Here is a 14,746-nt window from a genome sequence, read left to right on the forward strand (position 1 = left end):
TGCAGTCGGTTTTTTATTAGTAAATTTATCGTAATAGCTAATTGAAGAACTTCCCACACATGAAACTTACAGATGCCGAACTACAGGAACTGGCACGCCAGCTAAGCCACCCCGAAGGAGAAACCGGGCTTAAAGTGGCCGAGATGATGAATTTTACCAACAGTAACCTCATTATCAAAACCATAAACAGTTTGTCACTGGCTGTAAACGATAGCGTGTTGGAAATTGGTCCCGGTAACGGTGCCCATGTAGGTGATGTTCTTTTAAACGATAGCATAAGGTATACAGGTGCCGAAATATCAGGTACCATGATAGAGCAGGCGCAAAAGCTAAACAAAGGTTATAGTAATGCTTCTTTTGTGCTTACTAACGGTAACTCACTTCCGTTTCAGGATAATCAGTTCAATAAGGCATTTACAGTAAACACAATCTACTTTTGGCAAAACCCACAGGAGTATGCTAACGAGATTGCACGCGTTATGCAGCCCGGAGGTGTTTTATCAATAGGCTTAATCCCCCAAAGCACCATGATAAAAATTCCGTTTGCTAAGTATGGCTTTACCATGTATACGGCAGAGCATACATCAGAATTATTAGATAAGGCCGGATTTGTTATCCGGAATGTATATCAAGATACCGAGCAGGTACTAAGTAACAGCGGTGAGAATATTGACCGCGAAATTACCATAGTTACCAGTGTTTTAAAATAAGCTGAATTTTTTTTCACTTTTTTTAAAACCAACGGCAGGTATCTTTCGTATATACTTTTAACAAACCAAACCTTATCAGCCATGAAAAAGCTAATTATTGATGTAGCTTGCGATGACGAGCTGCAAAATGTGGTATCTGTAGAAAAGATAACCAACTATCTCGAATACTTTTTCACTTCAGAACTCTTAGCACGCAAGGGCATAGCTGTGAACGCCAAGTTTAAAACAGTTGTGCAGGTTAGTATTAACCTCATTGAAAGCGGGCTATATATCAATTCACTTCCTCCTTTTATATGTCAAACCGATAATGCAAAGGTATTCCCCGTGCTTATCTCAATGGGTGAGAGCATTAAAAATGCAGGCGATTTGCACATTCAGCTTTCGTTTGTGTTGTATGATGCCATGAAAACCTTTTTATTGGATAATTACAAAAAGGTAAACAAAAAGGAACTGGATTTACTGAAGCTGAAAATAGACCTGGATTACCTTAACAAGGTAGGCTGTGCTGTTACTACCGATAGTAGTATTCCGGTACCGGTTATCCATCCTGAGGTACTGCCTCAAAATATGGTTTAAGCCACTTACTATTTTTTTATTGGTAACAAATTCTTACATTTCATGACTAATAGTGTAAACTGTTTATCATGAAAAACACCTTATTGCTTATCGTTGCTTTATTTGCCTTTGCCTTTGCAAATGCTCAGGAATTTTCCAGAAGGGACAGTCTGCATGGCGGACTGCGACCTGAAAGGACAAGTTTTGATGTGCTTCGCTATGACCTTAACATAACGGTAAACCCCGATAAAAGATATATAAACGGTTATAACGATATTACTTTTAAAGTGGTAAGCAGTACCCAAAAAATTCAGCTGGACCTGTTTGAGAATATGAAGATTGAAAGCATAATGCTTAAAAACAAAAGGTTGGAATATACCCGTGATAACGATGCTGTTTTTATATCGTTCCCTAATGAACTTAAAGCGGGGAGTGAGCATACATTAAGGTTTAACTACTCGGGTAACCCTAAGGTGGCACGCAATGCCCCGTGGGACGGTGGTTTTGTTTTTACAGAAGATGATAACGGAAAACCCTGGGTAGGTGTGGCAGTACAGGGAACAGGTGCCAGCCTTTGGTATCCGGTAAAAGACCATCAGAGTGATGAGCCCGACAACGGAGCTTCTATAAAAGTGGCTGTTCCAAACGGACTTATGAATGTTTCTAACGGGCGTTTTAAAGGTAGTAAAAATCTTAAAAACGGTTATACCCGATGGGACTGGGAGGTTAAAAATCCAATTAACAATTACGATATTACGGTAAACATTGCCGACTATGTACATATACACGATAACTATAAAGGGCTCGACCTTGATTACTATGTATTAAGCTACAATAAAGAAAAGGCCGAAGAACAGTTTAAACAGGTAAAGCCTATGATGGAGTGTTTTCAAACTAAGTTTGGGGAGTATCCGTTTAAGGAAGACGGCTATAAACTGGTAGAAACCCCTTACTTAGGTATGGAACATCAAAGCGCCGTTGCTTATGGTAACAATTATAAAATGGGGTATAGAGGAGGCGACCTGTCATACACTGGAGTAGGGCTAACATTTGATTATATCATAATACACGAAACGGGGCACGAATGGTTTGGTAACAGTATAACCTCTAAGGATATTGCCGATATGTGGATTCACGAAAGTTTTACTACCTATAGCGAAACCGTATATTTGGAATGTACGTTGGGGTATGATAAGGCGATGCAGTACGTATACGGTCAGCGAATGGGAGTGCGTAACGATAAGCCCGTTATAGGGATATTTGGTGTGAACCGTGAAGGATCGGGCGATATGTATTATAAAGGGGCACTAATGCTCAATACCATAAGGCATATTGTAAACGACGATGACAAATGGTGGGCTATGTTGCTTAAGTATTCTGAAAAGTATAAAAAACAGGTTATAGAAGGTCAGGATGTTATTAACTTTTTCAGCAAGGAAAGCGGTATAAATCTGGAACCTGTATTTAATCAGTACCTTCGATACAGGAATATCCCTAAATTAGAGTTAAAGCTGGAAGACCATAAATTACAGTACCGTTGGGAAACCGATGAGGAAAACTTTGCCATGCCGGTAGATGTCGATATTTATGGTAAAAACATACGCCTTAACGGAACCAACGATTGGCAAACCCTAACTGTTGAAGCCGATAAGATTAAGGATGTTCAGCCAAAAATAAAGGAGTTTTACATTAAGGTAGATAAGATGTAAAATCATTATATTTACTATATACACAAAACGAATCATTTAAAATGAAGAAAACCTTACTTCTTTATTTCCTCTTTTTTAGTTTAAACCTGTTGGTTGCTTATATATTATTTTCCTTTTCGGGCTATTTTACCATTATACAAACCCAATTAGATGACAGCTTGAAAGTGAACCTTGTGCTTGTTTGCTTTCCGTTAGTAGTTACATTAATCTCTTATTTTATAGTTAGGTTTTTAGGTAAGGGCAATCATTTGGTAAACCTGCCTTATTACCTTTTTTTCTGGGGTATGATATTGTATTATTTTTTGGGCAACACCACTTTGTATCCGGATATGATTTTGAATAGGCTTTACAGAGCATTTTTATTTTCGTTAGTATTTTATGCCATTGCCGGGAGTATCGTTTACATTAAACAAAAAGGATGGCTAAAGCAGGATGCAATTACTACATTATTGATAATAGTATTTGTTTTATTAGTAAATACTCAATTTAATACTGCTTATTATAAAGTAGCTTTACTGGTTTCTTTGTTATGGTTTAACAGTATAAAGTTTTATATTCAAAAACGTTATATTTGTTAGGAAACACGTGTATTATGCCACAAATACCTAATGCCTTACAACGTTATTTTACTTTTATACTGATGCTGTTTTGTTGGTTTGCCACGGCACAAACCAATTCGTTTTTTAACAGGCAACGGTTAAACAGCCTGGCACAGCGTTGGGAGCTTGATTCGCTATCACAACCTGCCACATTTGTGGTTACTCCTTATAAACCCGTTTATATATTGCCTTTTCGTTGGTCTAGTTCGCCAAACGGACAACCCCGTAGCGGTAACAGCAGCCCGGATTATACCGTTACCGATAACCTGAACCTTAATAACCTTGAGGCGAAGTTCCAGATAAGCTTTAAGGTAAAAGTAGCACAGGGGCTTTTTTGGGGTAATGGCGACCTGTGGGGAGCCTATTCACAAAAGGCACACTGGCAGGTATATAATGTCTCATTATCACGACCTTTTAGGGAAATCAACTATGAGCCCGAAGCCATTTTGAATTTTACTACACATTATAGTCTGTTTGGTTTTAAAGGACGAATGGCAGGGATAAGTATTAATCATCAGTCAAACGGAAGGTCGTACCCTTTATCACGAAGCTGGAACAGGCTAATAGCCCATGCTGCTTTTGAGAAGGACGACTGGCAGGTTTTTATAAGGGCGTGGTACCGTATTCCCGATGATATTGACGATAACCCTAACATTTGCCGTTATGTAGGTTATGGTGATGCTACAGTAACCTATGCTACCGATAAGGACATTTTTTCGGCTACGGTAGCACCTAATTTCAGTTTTAATAAAAACATGAAAGGCAGTATTGAGCTTAACTGGGCACGAAGCATAAAAGGAAACCTAAAGTTCCACGCACAGTTTTTTCATGGCTATGGCGAAACGCTTATTGATTATAACCAGCTGCAAACCATTGTTGGGGTAGGGATATCATTAGTGGAATGGATGTAATTATCTACTCTCTATTTATTGCACTTGTATTTTGTCATTAATTCAAAAAAATAATAGTAAAATAATCAAAGAGGCAAAATTGTGCTATTATTTGAAAAGATTGTGCTATCCTAAAACGTTGTAGTAATCTACTTTTGGTAATATAACCTTTAATATTACTATAAGTATGAGTTCAATAGTTTCAAGACCGCAGTTTAAAGAAAAGTACGATAACTTTATTGGCGGCAAATTTGTACCACCTGTTAAAGGCGAGTATTTTGACAACATTTCCCCTATAGACGGAAAACCTTTTGCAAAAGCAGCCCGCTCTACTAAAGAAGATATAGACCTTGCTCTTGATGCTGCCCATGAGGCATTTAAAACATGGGGTAAGGCCTCTCCGGCATACCGCAGCAGTGTACTTAATAAAATTGCCGATGTTATGGAGGCCAATTTGGAATATCTGGCAACGGTAGAAACCATAGATAACGGTAAAGCAATACGCGAAACTCTTGCTGCCGATTTACCTCTTTGTATAGATCATTTTAGGTACTTCGCTTCGGTTATAAGAGGTGAGGAAGGTACAATATCAGAACACGATGAAAACACGGTTAGCATTGTTTTGCATGAGCCTATAGGTGTTGTGGGACAAATTATCCCGTGGAATTTCCCGCTGCTTATGGCTACCTGGAAAATTGCCCCCGCTATTGCCGCAGGTAACTGTACAGTGGTTAAGGCTGCCGAACAAACTCCGGTTTCCATTATTGTATTAATGGAGCTTATTAAAGATGTGGTGCCGCCGGGAGTAATAAACATTGTAAACGGTTTTGGTGTTGAAGCAGGGAAACCACTGGCTACCTCACCAAGAATAAGTAAAGTATCGTTTACGGGAGAAACCACCACCGGTAGGCTTATCATGCAGTATGCTGCCGAAAATATTATCCCGTCTACTATGGAGCTGGGAGGTAAATCACCTAATATTTTCTTCAAATCTGTAGGCGATGCCGATGATGAGTTTTTTGATAAGGCGGTAGAAGGTGCTGTTATGTTTGCTCTTAATCAGGGTGAAATTTGTACGTGCCCGTCACGTATGCTGGTACACGAAGATATTTACGACAAGTTTATAGAAAGGGTAATAGCACGTACAGAGGCTATTAAAATAGGGCATCCGCTGGATAAAACCGTTGCAATGGGAGCACAGGCTTCAAACGATCAGTATGAGAAAATCAAATCATACCTTAAAATTGGTAAGGACGAAGGTGCACAGGTGTTAACAGGTGGTGAGGTAAACCAACTGGATGGCGAACTGGGCACGGGTTACTACATTCAGCCAACCATCTTTAAAGGGAATAATAAAATGAGAATTTTCCAGGAAGAGATATTTGGTCCTGTGGTATGTGTAACTACCTTCAAAACGACCGAAGAGGCTATTGAGATTGCTAACGATACTCTTTACGGACTTGGTGCGGGTGTATGGACACGCGACGCACACGAGCTATATCAGGTTCCAAGAGCCATAGAGGCCGGTAGGGTTTGGGTAAACAATTACCATGCATACCCTGCACATGCTCCGTTTGGTGGATATAAAAAATCGGGCTTTGGCCGTGAAAACCATAAAATGATGCTTGAGCATTACAGGCAAACTAAAAACATGCTGATTTCTTACGACAAAAAGAAATTAGGCTTTTTCTAATTTTAGAGTTTGGATTAAAAGGCAGGCCGTACCACAGCCTGTCTTTTTTAACTATTGATATATGTATAAAAGAATTGACTGTACACCACAGGGAGCAGAACTTATTGCCAGACTGAAAGACAGGCACGGCGAACTCATGTTTCATCAAAGCGGTGGGTGTTGTGACGGAAGTCAGCCCATGTGTTTTGAAAAAGGAGACTTTAAGCTGGGTTACAGTGATGTGTGCCTTGGTGTTGTTGAAGGCTGTGAGTTTTGGATGAGTAAAGATCAGTTTGAATACTGGAAACACACACATCTTACCCTTACGGCAGTAGAGGGCAGGGGAGCCAGTTTTTCGCTCGAAATACCTTATGGTATGCGGTTTTTAATAGAGTCGAGGCTGTTTACCGAAGAGGAAGCCAATGACCTTGAACCGCTTAAATATCTTGAAGATTAATTAATGTATAACTGTTGGTATTGCTTAGGGGTAATACCTTCATGTTTTTTAAACAGCCTTATGAAATAATTACAGTCCTCAAACCCCGACTGGAAACACACTTCGTTTACCTGTATGCCCGGGTGTTTTAAAAGCTGCTTGGCCTGTTTTATTTTTTCGTTTAATATAAACTCCAGTGGTGTCATGCCCAGTTCGCGCTTAAAGTAGCGGTAAAACGATGTAGTACTCATACATGCTTTTTCGCTAAGGTCTTTAAGGCTTAGGTTTTGGGTAATATTATTTTTAATGTATTCGGCAATTACATGCATGGCACTTTCATTTTCACCACCTGCCTGTAAGGTTTTAGGGCTGTTAAGTCCTTGTATTGTTTGTGACTGTACAATGCGAACCAGTAATTCCTGAAGGCTGAGGTCTACCAATGCATCTTTAGTGACCGATGTACTCATGCATTCCTTTATCAGTTTATTGATAGATGTAGCCAGTTCGGTATTATTATAAAAGAAATAATTTTTGTGATCCAGTTTCCAGATGTTCTTGCCGTCTTTAGGGTAGCGTTCGTTCAAAAAATTAAGGGTACTGCTAATCTTGTCATGGTCTATAGCAAGGGCGAGGCACTGTGTAGGGTTGTGGGTAGAGGCTTCGGGGAAGTCAATACGCATTTCTACGTTAGAGGGTACAATAACCGTTTCTCCCGGCAGGTACTCAAACTCAGGGTCATCAAAAAGATGCATTACCTTTTTTCCTCTTAGCATACTGGTCACTACAAGATCGTTAAACTTTAACGGAACCAGCTGTGCTTCCTTGTAGGTTTCAAATATGTTGAGTTCGCAGTTATCCAGTGAATAAACCGACCTGTTTTCCACCAGCGTTTTTAGTGATTTTTCTGTAGTAAGCGCAGGGGTGGTGAGTAATTTTTTGGAGTGCATGGCATTAAATTAAAGAGTTAAAAATTACTAAAATTTTTTGAATAATACAATTGGAGGTGGTGTTAAAAATTAAAATCCTAATGAAAACCTATGCTGGTTGCGATTGTTTATATTTGAAAAAAAAATTAACCAAACACCTTAAATAATGAAGAAATACTTTTTGATATTGTTGTTTATACCATTGTCTTTTATTTCATGTATGGAGCCTGTAGAGTTTTTTGATTATAGTAACGAACAGGATTTAATTGGACTGAAACGTTTTTTTAAAAACGAAAGTTTTCAGTATCAATTATTAGGCAGTTATAGTTATAAGGGTAAAGCTATTATAGGAGATTATATTATTGATGATAAGTATACGCTTCACATTATTAAAATTGATAGTTTAACTAAAAACTATAATCTAAATGTTGTAGGTAATAAATCTTTTAGCAATGTTAACTCTTCATATAATATACTTGAAGGAGGAAACTATGAGTTAAAATATAATCTGGCTAAACTGTCTAAAATAAAGGAAAAGGAATCAATACATTTTTTTTCTGATGGTGAAATGGAAAAAATATTTTCAAATGACACACTTAGTGTTTATAGTACAGAGTATAATTATCTTACTGCTTATTTTAATGATAAACCTGATGCAAGGATGTATGTTGAAGGGAATAAAACAGGTAAACTTAGGTCTGATATTGCTTTTTTCAGGAAAGATGATAGTGTTTATCTTTTAATCTTTAGTGAGGTATACTTACCAACATCAACCCCAATCTTGAATCCGGGAGATATAATGCAATATATTATAAAGAAAAAGTAAATCATAAAAATGAAAAATCTCGTGGTTAATCACCAACCCACGAGATTTTTTCGGTTTAAGAATATAGATATTGAATCAAAAAAACAGGGAATACCTATCCGAAATACTCCTGCAATTCTTCCTTTTCATATTTAAGTGGAAGTGAAACGATAAAGGATGTACCCTTATCCTTTCCGGCACTTTTGGCTTCAATAGTACCGTTGTGTAGCTCTACAAACGATTTGGTTATAGACAACCCCAATCCGTTTGAGGTTTCCTTACCTGTAGGTTTGGAGCTTAGTTTTGCAAACTTTGTGAACAGTTTACTAATGTCTGCCTGGCTTAATCCCTGTCCTTCATCCTGTACCTCAATGCGGATGATGTTTTCTTCCTGCCTTGCAATTATTCTTACGGTAGTGCCGGCATAAGAATATTTAAGCGCATTGCTTACAAGGTTGTGCATAACATCAGAGATCTTGGCCTTATCGGCATATATTTTAGGCAGTTCAGGGTCGTGTTCCAGCAGCAAAGTCTGGTTTTTCCTGTTAGCCATTAATTCAAAACTTGTTAATGTTTTTGTAAACATTTCATTAAGGTCTACCTCTTCAATAGAAAGTGTAAGCCTGTGTTCGTCTTCTTCGGCCTGTTTTAAAATATCTGCCAGCTTGTTTTGTATACGGAGTACGCTGGCTTTAATCATGCCGCTCATCCTTTCAACTTTCGAACTGTCTTTGGTTAAAATCTCATTTGCCAGTTTAATAGAGGCTAATGGATTTTTTATTTCGTGCAGTGCTATATTAGTAAGGTCTATTTGCGACTCAATACTCTTACGATAGCGTAGGCGGCTTTCCAGTTTGTTTACAATAATTTTGGACAGTGTTTTAAGCATATCCATTTGGGCATCAGTAACTTCCCGGGCTACTTTGTCTATCACACAAACGGTACCTACAAGGTAACCTTCGGGTGTTTTTAAGGGTGCTCCGGCATAAAAACGTATACCGTCTTCGCCGGCAACATAAGGACTTTCCATTAAGTCTGGTGAAGTATGGGTGTCGTTAAAAACGGTAACATTGTCGTTAAGTATAGCTAATGAACAAATGCTGTCCCTGCGTTCTATAACATTATGAGGGAGCAGGCTAAGATTAGATTTTAAAAATACCCTGTCCTGATCCACAAATGAGATGAATGCACTGGTGGTGTTAAATATTTGGGCAGCCAGCAGAGCAATCTTGTCAAACGCCTCTTCACTGTGAGTATCCAGTATGCGGTACTCATACAGCTTTTCCAGCCTTTGCATATCGTTTGACGGGATTATGGATTTAGGTTTTGTATATATCATACTTCGTTGAAAGAACAGTGCTTTTGTGTGGGAATAAACTTCTATTCTTCTTCGAAGGTAAGTCTTAATTTCGTACAAATAAAACTTTAGCAGAATGTTATAACACTTAGTGTGCTAAAGTATAAATTAACGTATTTGAGGCTCGTTTTCTACCTCGTAGATAAGCGGAAGCGATACAAAAAAGGAAGTGCCCATGTCTTTACCGGGGCTGTTGGCATATATTTTTCCATTATGCATTTCTACGAATGATTTGCATATGGAAAGTCCCAGTCCGTTTGAGGTTTCCTTACCTGTAGGCTTTGAACTGAGCTTGGCAAAACGTGTAAAAAGTTTATTGATGTCGTCTTCATCCAGTCCCTGACCTTCGTCTCTAAACTCTACATCGACAGAGGTACAGTTGCGGCTCACGAAAATGTTAATATCTGAATCAGGATAAGAATATTTTAACGCGTTACTGAGTAGGTTATGAAAAACGTCGGTTATCTTTTTCCGGTCTATAAAAACAGGAGGGATGTTAGTGTCGTAACTTAGTGTTACTGATTGTTTCTTTTTATTGGCCTGTAGTTGGAAGGTGTCTAAAAGCGATTCGAAAATATCCTTCAGGTTAGTTTCCTCCATACACAGTTTTTGCTGTACCTCTTCATCCTCACTGTTTTTAAGCAGATCATGTAGTTTTGTTTGTATACGGGCAATACTGTCTTTGACTCTTAAATACATACTTTCACTGCGTGAAGGATCTTTTTTTATCACATCGTTAGCCAGTTTGATGGATGCCAGCGGATTTTTTATTTCGTGTAGGGTGATGTTCATTAACTCGTGCTGTGCCTTTAACAGGTTTTTGTACCTAAGGCGCATTTCCAGCTTATTAACAACCAGGTCGGCCAGGTTTTTAAGCATTTCCTGTTTCCGTTTGCTTATGTGTCCGTAACGGGGTTTTTTATCGGCAACACACACAGTCCCCAGTAAATACCCTTCGGGACTTCGCAGCGGAGCCCCCACATAAAAACGAACGCCTCCTTTTTTCTTTACCAAAAGGCTGTCTTTCATACATTCGTTTTCCATAGCATCATGTACTATAGTGCATTCGTCATCAATAATAGCCATACCGCATAGCGATTTTTCGCGCGGTATAACATTACCTTCAAACGGACTTATATTGGCTTTTATGAATACACGGTCCTGATCTACAAAAGTGACAAAAGCATAAGGGGTTTTAAAAACTTTTGAAGCTAGCATGGCGATTTTGTCAAAGGTATCTTCCGGGTGGGTATCAAGAATTTGATACTCATACAGCTTTTTAAGGCGCAGGCTGTCATTCTCCGGGACAAATATGTCTGCTGGATGGTTCATGGGGATGTGGTTTTATAAGTTAAAAAAACTTCCACAGTGTTAAATGCGTGTGAAAAACACTCTAAAGTACAATTTTTTTTCGTAAAAACACTGAGCTTTAGAGTGTTATTTTGGCTTTTTTTTAACTTTTGAGGTTTTCCCGTAAAAGGTTATTCTTCTTTTTGTCCCATCATCATTAGGTAGGCTTTAAGGAACTCGTCTATTTCACCATTCATAACGCCGTCAACATCACTGGTTTCATAGCCGCTACGTACATCTTTAACAAGTTTGTACGGGTGCATAACGTAGTTTCTTATTTGTGATCCCCACTCAATTTTCATTTTGTTTGCCTCAATCTCATCACGCACTGCCTGACGTTTTTTCAGCTCAATTTCATAAAGCTGTGATTTAAGCAACTGCATTGCCTTGGTTTTATTGTCCAGCTGTGAACGCGTTTCGGAGTTCTCAATAATAATTCCGGTAGGGTGGTGGCGCAGTCGTACTGCGGTTTCTACCTTGTTTACATTTTGACCTCCCGCACCGCTGGAGCGCATGGTTTCCCAGGTGATATCTGCAGGGCTTATCTCAATTTCAATGGTGTCGTCTGCCAGTGGGTACACGTATACCGATGCGAATGAGGTATGCCTTTTGGCATTACTGTCAAACGGGGAAATACGTACCAGCCTGTGTACGCCATTCTCACCTTTTAGGTAACCAAAGGAATATTCACCCTCAAACTCAAGGGTAACGGTTTTAACACCCGCAACCTCGCCTTCCTGAAAGTTAAGCTCACGAACCTTATAACCTTCTTTCTCGCCCCACATAATGTACATACGCATAAGCATAGAAGCCCAGTCGCAACTTTCGGTACCACCGGCACCGGCAGTAATTTGCAGTACGGCACTAAGAGAATCTCCTTCGTCGCTAAGCATATTTTTAAACTCCAGGTTTTCTATATGTGCTATTGTCTGGTTGTACTGGTTGTCCAGTTCTTCCTCGGTAGCATCACCTTCCTTGAAAAACTCATAAATAATTTGTAGTTCTTCGGCCATGGCATTACCCTTTTCGTAGTCTTCCACCCACTTTTTCTTAGAACGCAGGTTTCTTACCACAATTTCGGCCTCTTTGGCGTTGTTCCAAAAATCAGGAGCAAAGGTTTTCTCTTCTTCGTTAGTAATCTCGATTAATTTCCTATCGATGTCAAAGATACCTCCTCAGCGCACCAAGGCGCTCTATAATACCTTTAATTTGTTCGGTATTTGTCATAAATAAATGTAGTTTTGTATTGCAAAAATAAGCTATACTTTTCATAATATGGAAATAAATTTAGTAAGCGACACAGTAACCAAACCTTCTCACGACATGTTGCAGCATATGTTTAGGGCGAGAGTGGGCGACGATGTGTATAAGCAGGATCCTACGGTTAACGAACTGGAAGAATCAGTTGCAGAACTTTTTGGTATGGAGGCCGCTTTATTTTTTCCGTCGGGCACCATGGCAAATCAAACTGCCATTAAATTGCACACTAACCCGGGAGAGCAGGTAATATGCGACAAATGGGCACATATATATAACTATGAAGGTGGAGGCGCCTCGTTTAACAGTGGAGTTTCATGCAGGCTTTTAGATGGTGACAGAGGGATGATTACAGCAGGGCAGGTAGCTGAGGCTATTAACCCGCCCGATTTTTACCATAGTCCGTTAACTAGCCTGGTGTCTATAGAAAATACTACAAATAAAGGCGGAGGGGCATGTTACGACATGGAAAACCTGAAGCAGATAAAAGAAGTTTGTACAGCAAACAACCTTAAATACCACCTTGATGGTGCCCGCCTGTGGAATGCCCTTGTGGCAAGGAGGCAACACCCTAAACAGTTTGGAGAACTGTTTGATACTATTTCGGTTTGCCTTAGTAAAGGACTTGGAGCTCCGGTGGGATCGGTACTGTTGGGTAGTAAGGAGGATATGAACAGGGCATTGCGTGTTCGTAAGATATTAGGTGGCGGTATGCGTCAGGCAGGTTATCTTGCGGCAGCAGGTTTGTATGCTTTGCAAAATAATGTAGGCAGGCTGGAAGAAGACCATAAAAGAGCTAAAGATATAGGTAACCTGTTACAGCAGTTACCCTGGATAGACAAGGTAGAACCTGTGGAAACCAACATACTTATATTTTCCCTTAAACCACAATACAGTGAGGCCGACCTGATGGAGAAGCTAAAACAAAAAAGTATTCATATCAGTTCGCTGGGTAAAGGTAAACTGCGTATAGTGACACACCTGGATTACAAAGGGGTAATGCACGATTTTGTGATGGAAACATTGCAGAAGCTTACTTTGTAGTTTCTGATTGTCATCCTGACGAAGGAAGGATCTAAAGATATACCATGAAAATCAAATCTCAGAACAGGAAGCATGAGTGTGTTTATTTTGGGAAAGGAGAGGAATAGTACTAAATAAAGTAGTTTAGGATTTACGTAAATAAATAACCATTTCATCGCTAGTGGTGTTATACATAAAAAGCCACCCGAAGTAGCATCCGGTAAAATGAAAACTGTCCTTTCTGTTTTGATTTACCTCTTCAGGTTTGGTTGTATTTTGTTTAAAGATTATATGTGAGTCTTTTATTTCAAAATCATTACCATATCTTACAGGGTCACCTACATAGGTTCCTTTTTCATACATCCATATTTCATCTTTAACCCTATTAGGCATCCATACATATCTGTCGGCAATTATAATCAAAACAAAAGCAGTCAGTATGTAGAATTTTAATTTTCTTTTCATGACCCTATTCAGTAATAACTCCTTTAGTTAAACTGGGTACAACCTTACTGAATTCCTTTAAACTTTGTGGTGTTTGCTTTACTACCGATGGATATACTTCTCCGTTTACGAGAAAGGTAATGGCGTATTCATTTTTCTTATTAGTATTATTAAGGTTATCTTCAGTAAAGTCGGTTAATGTATTAGGTCTTTCTCTGTCAATAAATACAACTTCCAGTGTGGTTATTGAGGTGATGCTTTTAGGGTTGTCTTTAAACCAGCCGTAATCATTTACCGATGTGTATTCGGTATTTGATATTGTATAAATTTCCCTGCCGTAGGTATTCCATAAAAATAACCTAAAAAGAAAAAGGGATAACAGCCCAAAAACAACAAATGCTATAAAAAATCCAAACGGACTTTCAATTTTATCGCTCAAAATCAAGGCTCCCAGTATCATTATAATAGGGAATGATGCTACAGATAGGAGTACAACCTTAAAGAAAATATTAGCAGGTTTAACTTTAAGTTCAATAAAGGTTTTGTTGTTCTTGGTTTCAATATGGAACATAGGTATGGTTTGTTTAACAGGGCAAGTATAATAAAAAAGCGCGGATTACTCATCCGCGCTTTTTTAAATCTTTCAATATTAAATTTTTAATAACTACTGTTATTTAAACATATCCATACCCGGTATGTTTGGCATGCCGTCTTTAGCAACTGCGCCAAGTTCGGCTTCGTTAACCGATGTTGCTTTTGCAATAGCTTTGTTAAGTATCATTACCAGGTAATCTTCAAGCTGTTCTTTATCTTCTAAAAGCTCATCGGCAACAGTAACCGATTTGATTTCGCGATTAGCCGTAAGCGTCACTTTTAATAGTCCGTCATTACTCTGCTCGTCTACCAGTACGGTATCAAGTCTTTTTTTGGTTTCTTCCATTTTTTGCTGGGTTTCCTTAATCTTACCCATCATGCCCATAATATCTCCAAACATAGTGTTGATTTTTTATTTG

16 protein-coding genes are annotated in these 14,746 nt (G+C 38.8%); 9 read left to right on the forward strand and 7 right to left on the reverse strand.

Annotation, left to right across the window (positions count from 1 at the left end):
• Nucleotides 1-59: 59 nt before the first annotated feature.
• The 7 genes from ABS768_RS13640 to ABS768_RS13670 all read left to right on the forward strand — a co-directional run bounded on the left by ABS768_RS13640 (nucleotide 60) and on the right by ABS768_RS13670 (nucleotide 6,592).
• Nucleotides 60-710, forward strand: coding sequence for a class I SAM-dependent methyltransferase (locus ABS768_RS13640; protein WP_408075507.1), 651 nt, complete (start codon nucleotides 60-62; stop codon nucleotides 708-710).
• Between the two features lie 81 nt (nucleotides 711-791).
• Nucleotides 792-1,286: a hypothetical protein gene (locus ABS768_RS13645; protein WP_408075508.1), complete on the forward strand. Its 495-nt coding sequence runs from the start codon at nucleotides 792-794 to the stop codon at nucleotides 1,284-1,286.
• A 68-nt stretch (nucleotides 1,287-1,354) separates the two neighbouring features.
• On the forward strand, nucleotides 1,355-2,974 hold the full coding sequence (locus tag ABS768_RS13650) for a M1 family metallopeptidase (protein WP_408075509.1): 1,620 nt from the start codon (nucleotides 1,355-1,357) through the stop codon (nucleotides 2,972-2,974).
• Nucleotides 2,975-3,015: 41 nt separating this feature from the next.
• Nucleotides 3,016-3,552: a hypothetical protein gene (locus ABS768_RS13655; protein ID WP_408075510.1), complete on the forward strand. Its 537-nt coding sequence runs from the start codon at nucleotides 3,016-3,018 to the stop codon at nucleotides 3,550-3,552.
• Between the two features lie 14 nt (nucleotides 3,553-3,566).
• Nucleotides 3,567-4,484, forward strand: coding sequence for a phospholipase A (locus ABS768_RS13660; protein WP_408075511.1), 918 nt, complete (start codon nucleotides 3,567-3,569; stop codon nucleotides 4,482-4,484).
• A 166-nt stretch (nucleotides 4,485-4,650) separates the two neighbouring features.
• Nucleotides 4,651-6,156, forward strand: a complete 1,506-nt coding sequence (locus ABS768_RS13665) for an aldehyde dehydrogenase family protein (protein WP_157483711.1) — start codon at nucleotides 4,651-4,653, stop codon at nucleotides 6,154-6,156.
• A 61-nt stretch (nucleotides 6,157-6,217) separates the two neighbouring features.
• A complete protein-coding gene (locus ABS768_RS13670) occupies nucleotides 6,218-6,592 on the forward strand; it encodes a DUF779 domain-containing protein (protein WP_408075512.1) in 375 nt (124 codons plus the stop codon).
• Here ABS768_RS13670 and ABS768_RS13675 read toward each other — a convergent pair.
• Nucleotides 6,589-7,518, reverse strand: coding sequence for an AraC family transcriptional regulator (locus tag ABS768_RS13675; protein ID WP_408075513.1), 930 nt, complete (start codon nucleotides 7,516-7,518; stop codon nucleotides 6,589-6,591). The two genes, ABS768_RS13670 and ABS768_RS13675, sit on opposite strands and share 4 nt — an antisense overlap.
• Before the next feature lie 145 nt (nucleotides 7,519-7,663).
• Between ABS768_RS13675 and ABS768_RS13680 the strand changes: the two genes are divergently transcribed.
• Nucleotides 7,664-8,323, forward strand: a complete 660-nt coding sequence (locus ABS768_RS13680; protein ID WP_408075514.1) for a hypothetical protein — start codon at nucleotides 7,664-7,666, stop codon at nucleotides 8,321-8,323.
• 94 nt (nucleotides 8,324-8,417) lie between these two features.
• On the opposite strand, the gene ABS768_RS13685 is transcribed toward ABS768_RS13680, so the two are convergent.
• The 3 genes from ABS768_RS13685 to prfB form a co-directional block, all read right to left on the reverse strand.
• Nucleotides 8,418-9,641, reverse strand: a complete 1,224-nt coding sequence (locus ABS768_RS13685) for a GAF domain-containing sensor histidine kinase (protein WP_408075515.1) — start codon at nucleotides 9,639-9,641, stop codon at nucleotides 8,418-8,420.
• A gap of 126 nt (nucleotides 9,642-9,767) precedes the next feature.
• The gene (locus ABS768_RS13690) at nucleotides 9,768-10,991 is read right to left on the reverse strand and encodes a GAF domain-containing sensor histidine kinase (RefSeq protein ID WP_408075516.1); all 1,224 of its coding nucleotides are present in this window, start codon (nucleotides 10,989-10,991) and stop codon (nucleotides 9,768-9,770) included.
• A 149-nt stretch (nucleotides 10,992-11,140) separates the two neighbouring features.
• Nucleotides 11,141-12,236, reverse strand: a protein-coding gene (prfB, locus tag ABS768_RS13695; RefSeq protein ID WP_408075517.1) for a peptide chain release factor 2 whose coding sequence is annotated in 2 segments (ribosomal slippage) — nucleotides 11,141-12,172 and nucleotides 12,174-12,236 — 1,095 coding nt in all. Because the reading frame shifts where the segments join, the coding sequence is not laid out codon by codon here.
• A 48-nt stretch (nucleotides 12,237-12,284) separates the two neighbouring features.
• On the opposite strand from prfB, the gene ABS768_RS13700 reads away from it, so the two are divergent.
• Nucleotides 12,285-13,310 (forward strand): threonine aldolase family protein, encoded by a 1,026-nt coding sequence (locus ABS768_RS13700; protein ID WP_330444406.1) that lies wholly within the window; start codon nucleotides 12,285-12,287, stop codon nucleotides 13,308-13,310.
• A 123-nt stretch (nucleotides 13,311-13,433) separates the two neighbouring features.
• Here the strand turns inward: ABS768_RS13700 and ABS768_RS13705 are convergent, their stop codons facing one another.
• The 3 genes from ABS768_RS13705 to ABS768_RS13715 form a co-directional block, all read right to left on the reverse strand.
• The gene (locus ABS768_RS13705) at nucleotides 13,434-13,754 is read right to left on the reverse strand and encodes a hypothetical protein (RefSeq protein WP_408075518.1); all 321 of its coding nucleotides are present in this window, start codon (nucleotides 13,752-13,754) and stop codon (nucleotides 13,434-13,436) included.
• Between the two features lie 4 nt (nucleotides 13,755-13,758).
• Entirely contained in the window at nucleotides 13,759-14,304 is a 546-nt protein-coding gene (locus tag ABS768_RS13710) for a hypothetical protein (protein WP_408075519.1), read from the reverse strand.
• Nucleotides 14,305-14,403: 99 nt separating this feature from the next.
• On the reverse strand, nucleotides 14,404-14,727 hold the full coding sequence (locus tag ABS768_RS13715) for a YbaB/EbfC family nucleoid-associated protein (RefSeq protein ID WP_408075520.1): 324 nt from the start codon (nucleotides 14,725-14,727) through the stop codon (nucleotides 14,404-14,406).
• Nucleotides 14,728-14,746: the final 19 nt, after the last annotated feature.

It is taken from the genome of Flavobacterium rhizophilum (assembly GCF_046000485.1).
Taxonomy (GTDB): Bacteria; Bacteroidota; Bacteroidia; order Flavobacteriales; family Flavobacteriaceae; genus Flavobacterium; species Flavobacterium rhizophilum.

Excerpts from the sequence above, each read along its gene's own strand:
- ABS768_RS13640 (WP_408075507.1), top strand. The coding sequence starts at position 60 with ATGAAACTTACAGATGCCGAACTACAGGAACTGGCACGCCAGCTAAGC.
- ABS768_RS13645 (WP_408075508.1), top strand. The coding sequence starts at position 792 with ATGAAAAAGCTAATTATTGATGTAGCTTGCGATGACGAGCTGCAAAAT.
- ABS768_RS13650 (WP_408075509.1), top strand. The coding sequence starts at position 1,355 with ATGAAAAACACCTTATTGCTTATCGTTGCTTTATTTGCCTTTGCCTTT.
- ABS768_RS13655 (WP_408075510.1), top strand. The coding sequence starts at position 3,016 with ATGAAGAAAACCTTACTTCTTTATTTCCTCTTTTTTAGTTTAAACCTG.
- ABS768_RS13660 (WP_408075511.1), top strand. The coding sequence starts at position 3,567 with ATGCCACAAATACCTAATGCCTTACAACGTTATTTTACTTTTATACTG.
- ABS768_RS13665 (WP_157483711.1), top strand. The coding sequence starts at position 4,651 with ATGAGTTCAATAGTTTCAAGACCGCAGTTTAAAGAAAAGTACGATAAC.
- ABS768_RS13670 (WP_408075512.1), top strand. The coding sequence starts at position 6,218 with ATGTATAAAAGAATTGACTGTACACCACAGGGAGCAGAACTTATTGCC.
- ABS768_RS13675 (WP_408075513.1), bottom strand. The coding sequence starts at position 7,518 with ATGCACTCCAAAAAATTACTCACCACCCCTGCGCTTACTACAGAAAAA.
- ABS768_RS13680 (WP_408075514.1), top strand. The coding sequence starts at position 7,664 with ATGAAGAAATACTTTTTGATATTGTTGTTTATACCATTGTCTTTTATT.
- ABS768_RS13685 (WP_408075515.1), bottom strand. The coding sequence starts at position 9,641 with ATGATATATACAAAACCTAAATCCATAATCCCGTCAAACGATATGCAA.
- ABS768_RS13690 (WP_408075516.1), bottom strand. The coding sequence starts at position 10,991 with ATGAACCATCCAGCAGACATATTTGTCCCGGAGAATGACAGCCTGCGC.
- ABS768_RS13700 (WP_330444406.1), top strand. The coding sequence starts at position 12,285 with ATGGAAATAAATTTAGTAAGCGACACAGTAACCAAACCTTCTCACGAC.
- ABS768_RS13705 (WP_408075518.1), bottom strand. The coding sequence starts at position 13,754 with ATGAAAAGAAAATTAAAATTCTACATACTGACTGCTTTTGTTTTGATT.
- ABS768_RS13710 (WP_408075519.1), bottom strand. The coding sequence starts at position 14,304 with ATGTTCCATATTGAAACCAAGAACAACAAAACCTTTATTGAACTTAAA.
- ABS768_RS13715 (WP_408075520.1), bottom strand. The coding sequence starts at position 14,727 with ATGTTTGGAGATATTATGGGCATGATGGGTAAGATTAAGGAAACCCAG.